Annotated in this window: 6 protein-coding genes; 1 reads left to right on the forward strand and 5 read right to left on the reverse strand. The window is 71.8% G+C overall.

Annotated elements, in window-relative coordinates:
* Positions 1-66: 66 nt before the first annotated feature.
* The 5 genes from dpgD to AC060L_RS33230 are packed head-to-tail and all read right to left on the reverse strand — an operon-like array spanning position 67 to position 4,052.
* Positions 67-921 carry an enoyl-CoA-hydratase DpgD gene (dpgD, locus tag AC060L_RS33210; protein ID WP_483802698.1) on the reverse strand — a complete coding sequence of 285 codons (855 nt, stop codon included), beginning with the start codon at positions 919-921 and terminating at the stop codon, positions 67-69.
* Positions 918-2,195, reverse strand: a complete 1,278-nt coding sequence (locus AC060L_RS33215; protein WP_483802699.1) for an MFS transporter — start codon at positions 2,193-2,195, stop codon at positions 918-920. Before AC060L_RS33215 ends, dpgD begins: the two co-directional genes overlap by 4 nt.
* Positions 2,196-2,241: 46 nt before the next feature.
* Positions 2,242-2,970, reverse strand: a complete 729-nt coding sequence (locus AC060L_RS33220) for an alanyl-tRNA editing protein (protein ID WP_483802700.1) — start codon at positions 2,968-2,970, stop codon at positions 2,242-2,244.
* Positions 2,971-3,022: 52 nt separating this feature from the next.
* On the reverse strand, positions 3,023-3,829 hold the full coding sequence (locus AC060L_RS33225; protein ID WP_483802701.1) for a 2OG-Fe(II)-dependent halogenase WelO5 family protein: 807 nt from the start codon (positions 3,827-3,829) through the stop codon (positions 3,023-3,025).
* A gap of 16 nt (positions 3,830-3,845) precedes the next feature.
* Positions 3,846-4,052, reverse strand: a complete 207-nt coding sequence (locus AC060L_RS33230; protein ID WP_483802702.1) for an MbtH family protein — start codon at positions 4,050-4,052, stop codon at positions 3,846-3,848.
* A gap of 278 nt (positions 4,053-4,330) precedes the next feature.
* Between AC060L_RS33230 and AC060L_RS33235 the strand changes: the two genes are divergently transcribed.
* Positions 4,331-7,258 (forward strand): amino acid adenylation domain-containing protein (locus tag AC060L_RS33235; protein WP_483802703.1); only part of this gene is annotated, 2,928 nt, incomplete at its 3' end.

Below are 7,258 nucleotides of genomic sequence, written 5' to 3' on the forward strand. Positions count from 1 at the left end.
CGTCTCCGGTCCGATTCCGGTCCGACTCCGGTCCAGCTCGGTTCCGGACGGGCCATCAGATCCGGCTCAGGCGGCCTGCCAGCGCGGCGGGCGCTTCTCGTTGAAGGCCAGCGGCCCCTCGACGGCGTCCTGGCTGTGCATCCGCCGCTCCTCCCAGTGGAACCGGGTGGCGAAGGCCTGCTCCACCGGCATCGTGACGGCGCGCTGGGCCACCTCCTTCGCGGCCCGAACGGCCAGCGGAGCGCAGGAGATGACGTCCTCGACCCAGCCATCCACACACGCGTCGAGCTGCTCCATCGGGACCACCTCGTTGACCAGGCCAAGCTCGTAGGCCCGCTGCGCGGTCATCGAGCGGCCGGTGAGCAGGTGGCCCATCGCGGCCTTGAGCGGGATCTGCTGGCTGAGCCGGAACACACCGCCCGCCCCCGCGATCAGTCCCCGCCTGGCCTCCGGCAGTGCGAAGGTGGCGTGCTCGGCGGCGACCAGGATGTCGCAGGCGAGCGCGAGTTCGAAGCCGCCGCCGAGCGCGTAGCCGTTGATCCGGCCGATCAGCGGCTTCGCCATCGCGAAGCGCTCGGTCAGCCGGGGCCAGCCGGGCAGGCCGCGGCTGCCGAAGGTGGTGGAGCGGGCGCCGTCGCGCAGCCGGTCGGCGAGTTCGTGCAGGTCCTGGCCGACGGTGAAGGAACGCTCCCCCGCGCCGGTCAGGACGCCCGCCCAGATCTCGTCGTCCTGCTCGAAGTCGTCCCAGATCTCGGCGAGTTGCTCGTGCATCCGCAGGTTCATCGCGTTCAGCCGGGCCGGCCGGTCGAGCGTGATCCAGGCGACGTGGCCCTTCTTCTCGTACCGGACAACCGGCTCCTCGGCCTGCTGCGCGACAGCGGACACAGCAGCGGATGCGGACACGACGGCGGGCGCGGTCATGCCGGCCAGCTCGCCTGGGCCACCTGGCGGTCGCGCAGCCCGTTCAGCGTGATGGCCGCCTGGATGCCGGCCAGGGCGATCACCGCGGCGGTCGCCCCGGCGTACTGCAGCAGCAGACCTGCGGCCAGCGTGCCGAGCGGCGGGCCGATGCTGAGCAGCGTCATCGTCGCCACGATCGTGCGCCCGCGACGCTCGGCGGGGACCTGACGCAGGATCATGATGTCGATCAGCACCCGCAGCGCGGGCACCGTGATGGCGGCCAGCAGCAGCACCCCGAACACCCACCACGGACCGAGCGGCACCGCGAGTAGCGCCACCGCGACAGCCACGATGCCGGAGACCGCGAGCAGCAGCCGGCCGGGCGAGAGCAGCGCGTGCAGCTTGCCGACGAACGGCGCACCGACCAGCATGCCGATCGCCAGCCCCGACAGCGCCAGGCCGATCTGGCCGGGCGGGGTGCCCTGCTGGCGCAGCGTGACCACGACCGCGAGCGTGACGGCGGTGACGATCATGTAGAACGTGGTGATCAGGACCAGCGCGCCACGCAGCATCGGCTGCCGCCACAGCTCCAGGATGCCGGCGAACATGCCGCCGTCGGACTTCTTGGCACTGTCCTGCGACTGCTCGCCCTGCGCCGCCCGGTCGGCCCGCGGCGGCACCCGGACGATGAGCGCGCAGAGCAGCGAGACGGTGAAGGCCACGACGCAGACGACGAACGGCAGGATCCGCGCGACGCCGTAGAGCGCGCCGCCGATCGCGGGGCCGACCACACCGGCCGCGCCCTCGCGGACCTCGTCCTGGGTCAGCGCCTGGGTCAGCTGCTGCTCCGGTACGACCTCACGGACCAGCAGCATCCGCACCGGCCCGGCGCAGGCGACGCCCGCGCCCAGCACCACGGCGACGGCCATCAGGTGGTAGATGGTCAGGTGCCCGAACGCGATGGCCGCGACGACCGAGCCGGTGGCCAGGGCGCGCACGCCCTCGCCGACGATCAGCACCTTGCGGTGGTCAAGCCGGTCCACCAGGTTGCCGATCGGCAGACCGAGCAGCAGGTTGGCGGCGGCCTGGACGAAGCCGAACAGACCGGCCAGCGCGGGCGAGCCGGTGATCGCCAGCACCAGCAGCGGGTAGGCGACATCGACCGCCTCCACCCCGAGCGTGGTGCTGGTGGCACCGGCCCAGAGCAGTTGGAAGCGCCAGTTGCGGCGCAGCGGCGCCAGAACGGGCGGGTCGGCGGCGCCGATCAGGTCGCCGGTGGCCGTGGCTGTGCTCATGACTGGGTCCTCCATGGGGACGGTTGAGGGTGGGAGGCGCCGGCGGTCAGACGTGCTCGGCGGCGTAGCCGACGCGCATCCGACCGCTCTTGACCTTGATCGAGCGGATCACCACGTCCCGCAGCAGGGACAGGTCGGTGACGTGCGTGCCCCCGCAGGGCTCGCTGTTGAGGCCTTCGATGGAGACGGTGCGTACCCCGTCCCGGTACTCCGCGGTCACCTTGAGGGCGGCGCGGATCGCCTCCTGGATCTGCTTGTCGAGCTGCTCCGCCAACTGCTCCCGGTCCGGGCCGGAGTCGTCGGCGACGTAGTCGATCCGGGCCTGGCCCGGGAAGTGGATGTTGCCCGCGTGCTGGAAGCCGTGCGGGCGAACGAAGGCGTCCACCAGGTGCCCGGCGGTGTGCAGGGCGGCGTGCAGCCGACGGGTGTCGGCATCGACGTGTGCCGCCACCTCTGCCCCGACCGCGAACCGGTCGCCGACCGAGCCGGCCAGCCCGGACGCTCCGGACGAGCCGTCCGAGCCGACCGAGCCGGCCGACCCGGACGACCCGGACGCCGGCAGGTCGAGCACGACCAGTCCGTCCTCGTCGCGGCGGACCGAGACCGCCTGGCCGTCCACCGTGCCCCGGTCGGCGGGCTGTCCGCCGCCCTGGGGGTGGAAGATGTTGTCGGCCAGGGCGATCCAGGCGGCGCCGTCGTCGAGGAGTCCCGAGCGGGCCACCGTGGTGGTGGCCTCGGTCAGGTACGTGTCGGTCAGGTAGAGGTGGCGTTGCACGTCGCGGCTTCCTTTGTCACGGGTGTTGCTGGCAATGGTGATTGACGAGCCGTCAGGACCACAGGAAGAGCGGCCCGCGGGCGGTGACGGCGACGAAGAACGACAGGGTGACCCGCCGTCCGCCGCCCTGGATGGGCCGCACCAGGTGGTAGTTGCGCGGGTCGAAGAAGACGGCGTCGCCGAGCCCGGCCCGGACCACCGCGGCCGGCTCCCCCTCGACGAGCGCCGGGTCGTAGCCGTAGCCGTCCCGGTGGTTCTCGTCGCGCGGGCTCCAGCGGCGCCGGTAGGCCACCGCCTCGCCGCCCTCCACACCGGTGGACAGGTGGCAGTTGAAGGCCAGTTGGGCGATCGGCTGCTGGTCGAGGACACCGGTGAACTCACGGATCACCTCGTCGAAGTGCATCCGCGCGCCGTTGTTGATCTCGCGGATCATCCCGGCGAAGAGCTCCCGGCCACGCGAGGTCGCGAGCATCACCTCGTCACCCCAGGCACCCTGGAGCAGCCTGATCGCCTCGTTCAGCGGATCGCCGCCGTAGAGCAGGCCGGAACGGGCGGCGCGGGACTGGGCGGCGTGCTCCCAGTACTCCTCGCGCAGCCCGCCCTGACCGTAGAAGTCGTAGGCGGCGGGCCCGAGTTTGGCGATCCGCGGCTGGACGAGCTGCTCGTCGTAGCTGCCCATCTCGCAGGACGCCAGCGAGTTCATGATCTCCAGGCACTGGTCGACGCTGAAGAAGTCGCGGACCAGGACGGAGCCGACCGATCCGGCGGCCAGCCGGGCGAGGTGGTCGGCCGTCAGCCGGTCCGCCTCCTCACTGTCGAACAGCACCGGGAGGGCCGGTGCGCTGATCGCTGTGGTCATGATGCGCCCGCCCCTCTCAACTCATCGCCATGACAAGGCTGAGCGGGCGCAGGTCGGTCCAGTTCGCCTCGATGTAGTCGAGGCTCGCCTGCCGCTCGGCGGGGCCGTGGACGGTGGACCAGCCTGCCGGGATCTCGGCGAACACGGGCCACAGCGAGTGCTGTCTTTCGTCGTTGGTGAGGACCAGGTACTGAGCCGAGTCGTCCTCGAACGGATTCGCCACGTTCTCCTCCAGAGGGTGGGGTTGCCGTGTGTAGGTGGCTGCACGCTAGTGCCTCATGACAAGACCTGTCCAGAGGTGATGACAAGTACTGATGAAGTGGATGACAGTTATCCACTTGTCTTGCCAGATATATTCCCAGGTCAGAGCAGATGCACTGCTCAGTAGATGACAAGAGCCAGGACAATATTTGCCAAGATGACTAGACGGCTCTGTCAAACATGGATACGTTTCTGCCATCACAGGCGATCCTGGCAAGCCCCCAGATGGAGTGACAGAGCATGCCCGACCTTGCGGACAGTCCCCGGAGCCGATGGAACGACACGGCTGTGCCGGTCCCCGACGCCGGCCTCGCGGAGTTGTTCGAGGCCCAGGCAGCGGCCACCCCCGACGCGACAGCGGTCATCGGGGACGCCGGCCGGCTGACCTATCGCGAGCTCAACGAGCGGGCGAACCGCCTCGCCCACCGCCTGGTCGCGCTCGGTCTGCGGGCCGAGGGCTCGGTCGCCGTCCTGATGCAGCGGTCGATGGACGTGGTGGTCGCCACCCTCGCGATCGTCAAGGCGGGCGGCACCTACGTGCCGCTGCCCGCCGGCTACCCGGTCGAGCGCATGCACTTGGTGCTCGGCGGCACCGGCGCCGGGATCCTGCTGGTGGACCCCGCCAACGCCGACCACGAGGTGACCGGCTCGGTCGCGAACGTGGTGCTGGTGGACGGTCTCGACGGCCTGCGGGAGCTGCCCGCCGGCGACCCGAAGGTCGCGGTCCACCCCGACCAACTGGCCTACGTCATCTACACCTCGGGCTCCACCGGCGTCCCCAAGGGCGTCGCGGTCACCCAGCGCACGGCGGCCATCTTCGCCACCGACGCGTGCTGGCGAGACGGCAAGTCCGCCCGGGTGCTGCTGCACTCCGCCCACGCCTTCGACGTCTCCACGCACGAGATCTGGGTGCCGCTGCTGAACGGCGCCACCACCGTGGTCGCCCCCGCCGGCGCGCTGGACACCGCCGACTACGCCCGCGTCATCGAGCAGTACGGCGTCACCTCCGCGCTGATCACCACCGCCCAGTTCAACGTGCTGGTCGAGGAGATCCCGCAGAGCCTGGCCCGGATGAAGTCGCTGTGGACCGGCGGCGAGGCGGTCTCCACCCGGGCGATGCGCCGGATGCTCGCCGAGGGCCCCGAGCTGGAGCTGATCCACGTCTACGGCCCCACCGAGGCGACCGTGTACTCGACCTGGCGCACCGTCACCGAGGTCGCCCCGGACGCGGTCTCGGTGCCGATCGGTGGCCCGATGGAGAACACCCGGCTGTACGTGCTGGACGAGCAGCTGCGGCAGGTCCCGATCGGCGAGCCCGGCGAGCTGTACATCGGCGGCGCCGGCCTGGCCCGCGGCTACCTGGGCCACCCCGAGCTGACGGCGGTCCGCTTCGTCGCCGACCCGTTCACCGACGTGCCGGGCGCGCGGATGTACGCCACCGGCGACGTGGTCCGCTGGACGCCGGACGGCGAGGTGGACTTCGTCGGCCGGGTGGACGGCCAGGTCAAGGTCCGCGGCTACCGGATGGAGCTTGGCGAGATCGAGACCGCGCTGGCCGCGGACCCGTCGGTGGCCCAGGTCGTCGTGCTGGTCCGCGAGGACCGGCCCGGTGACAAGCGGCTGGCCGCCTACCTGATCGCCGCCGAGGGCCACCGGGCCGATGCCGACGCGGTGCGCGAGCGGCTCGCGCAGTCACTGCCGGGCTACATGGTCCCGCACGCGCTGGTCTTCCTGGACGCCTTCCCGCTGACCCCGAACGGCAAGATCGACCGCAAGGCCCTGCCCGTCCCGCAGTACGCCGCCGGAGGCGGCCGGGCCGCCGCCACCGAGCGCGAGGCCGCGATCTGCGCGCTCGTCGCGGACGTCCTGGGGCTGCCCGAGGTCGGCGTCGAGGAGGACTTCTTCGCGCTCGGCGGCCACTCGCTGCTCGCCACCCGCCTCGCCAACCGGCTGCGTGCCGCGTTCGGCAGCGAGCTGACCGTGCGCGACCTCTTCGAGGCGCCCACCCCGGCCGCGATGGCGGCGCTCACCGAGGCGCCGGCACCGGCTGGGGCCGGCAACGGCCTCGCGCAGCGCCGGCCGCTGGAGGCGCGGGCCGACCGCTCCGCCGAGAGCCCGCTCTCCCGGGCGCAGGAGCGCATCTGGTTCCACGGGCGGATGGAGGGCCCGAGCGCCACCTACAACATCCCGCTGGTGCTGACCATCAGCGGCGCGCTCGACCCGGCCGCGCTGTCGGCCGCGCTCGACGACCTGGCCGACCGCCACGACACGCTGCGCACGCTCTTCCACGAGCGCGACGGCGTCGTCACGCAGCTGGTGATGCCGACCGCGCCGGTGCCGCTGAAGGTGGTCGCGACGGACGCCGAGTCCGTGCAGCGCCGACTGGACGAGGCCGCCCGCAGGCCGTTCGACCTGGAGACCGAAACCCCGCTGCGGGCCTGGCTGTTCAGCACCGACGCGGACGCCGCCGAGTCGCAGCACACGCTGCTGCTGGTGCTGCACCACATCGCCGGCGACGGCTGGTCGATGGGCCCGCTCGCCCACGACCTGGGCGTCGCCTACACCGCCCGGCTCGCCGGCAGCGCCCCCGACTGGCAGCCGCTGCCGGTCCAGTACACCGACTACGCGCAGTGGCAGGCCGAGCAGCTGGCCGAGGCCGGGCAGCCCGACACGCTGATCGACCGTCAGCTCGCCTACTGGACCGAGCAGCTGGCCGGCCTGCCGGAGGAGATCGAGGTCCCCAAGGACCGGGCCCGCCCGGCGGTCTCCTCCTACCGGGGCTCGGTCGTCCCGCTCACGCTCGACGCGGGTGTGCACGCCAGGCTGCTGGAGCTGGCCCAGAGCGAGCGGGCCACGCTCTTCATGACCGTCCAGGCCGCCCTCGCCGCCCTGCTCACCCGCCTCGGCGCCGGCACCGACATCCCCCTCGGCTCCGTCGTCGCCGGCCGCACCGACGAAGCCCTCGACAACCTCATCGGCTTCTTCGTCAACACCCTCGTCCTGCGCACCGACACCAGCGACAACCCCACCTACACCGACCTCATCCACCGCGTCCGCGACACCAACCTCGCCGCCTACGCCCACCAGGACCTCCCCTTCGACCGCCTCGTCGAAGCCCTCAACCCACCCCGCACCCGCAACCGCCACCCCCTCTTCCAGATCGCCCTG

This window comes from Kitasatospora sp. NEAU-69, from assembly GCF_057158765.1.

What these genes read in the sequence shown, in the direction of transcription:
- AC060L_RS33225 (WP_483802701.1), bottom strand. Translation starts at nt 3,829, where the DNA reads ATGACCACAGCGATCAGCGCACCGGCCCTCCCGGTGCTGTTCGACAGT.
- AC060L_RS33215 (WP_483802699.1), bottom strand. Translation starts at nt 2,195, where the DNA reads ATGAGCACAGCCACGGCCACCGGCGACCTGATCGGCGCCGCCGACCCG.
- dpgD (WP_483802698.1), bottom strand. Translation starts at nt 921, where the DNA reads ATGACCGCGCCCGCCGTCGTGTCCGCATCCGCTGCTGTGTCCGCTGTC.